Annotated in this window: 1 protein-coding gene; it reads left to right on the top strand. The window is 56.5% G+C overall.

Translation table 11 applies throughout. The features are described from left to right. On the top strand, positions 1 to 979 hold a 979-nt coding region (glf, locus tag ACXJ7R_RS34290; protein ID WP_457155664.1), incomplete at both ends, for a UDP-galactopyranose mutase.

Below are 979 nucleotides of genomic sequence, written 5' to 3'. Positions count from 1 at the left end.
AGCCAGTCGGCGCGGCGAGACAGTGCTCGTCGTCGATCGTCGGAGTCACATCGGCGGCAACGCTTTTGATTGGTACGATGAAGCCGGCATTCTCGTGCATCGCTATGGGCCGCATATCTTTCACACCAATTCTGAATCCATTGTCGCCTACCTGTCTCAGTTCACGGCGTGGCGCCCTTATGAGCACCGTGTTCTAGCCAAGGTTGACGGTCAGCTTCTGCCAATTCCAATTAACCTGGACACGATCAATCGTCTCTATGGCCTCGAGCTAACCTCCGAGCAAATGGAGCAGTTTCTGGTCGAACGGAGAGAGAGCGTGCAAGAAATCCGCACCGCCGAGGACGTGGTCGTGGGCACGGTGGGACGCGAGCTCTACCAGAAGTTTTTCCAAGGCTACACGCGAAAGCAGTGGGGGGTCGACCCGTCGCAGCTGAGCAGGTCAGTGACAGCGCGCGTGCCGACACGAACCAATCGCGATGACAGGTATTTCGGCGACGCGTTCCAAAGCATGCCAGCGGGCGGCTACTCACGCATGTTTCAACGGATGCTGGCCCATCCCAATATCAAGGTGATGCTGCAAACGGACTACCGCGAGGTTCGAGAGGTCATCCCCTATCGGCGCCTCATCTATAGCGGTCCAATCGATGAATTTTTCGACTTCAGGCTGGGAAAATTGCCGTACCGATCTTTGCGTTTCGAGCACGTCACACTCGACACCCCACGGTTCCAGCCGGTCGCCGTCGTCAACTACCCGCAGACCGAGGCCTTCACCAGGATCACGGAATACAAACATATGACGGGACAGCAGCATCCTCAAACAAGCCTGACCTACGAATATCCAACGGATGACGGCGATCCTTACTATCCGGTGCCCAGGGCGGACAATGAAGTGCTATACAAGCGATATGAGGCACTCGCGGCTCAGCAGACCGATGCGATTTTCGTCGGTCGGCTGGCAACCTACCGGTACTACAATATG

This window comes from Mesorhizobium sp. P5_C1 (genome assembly GCF_054049815.1).
The sequence above is the reverse complement of the archived record's forward strand: the minus strand, read 5'-3'. Positions and strand labels throughout refer to the sequence as shown.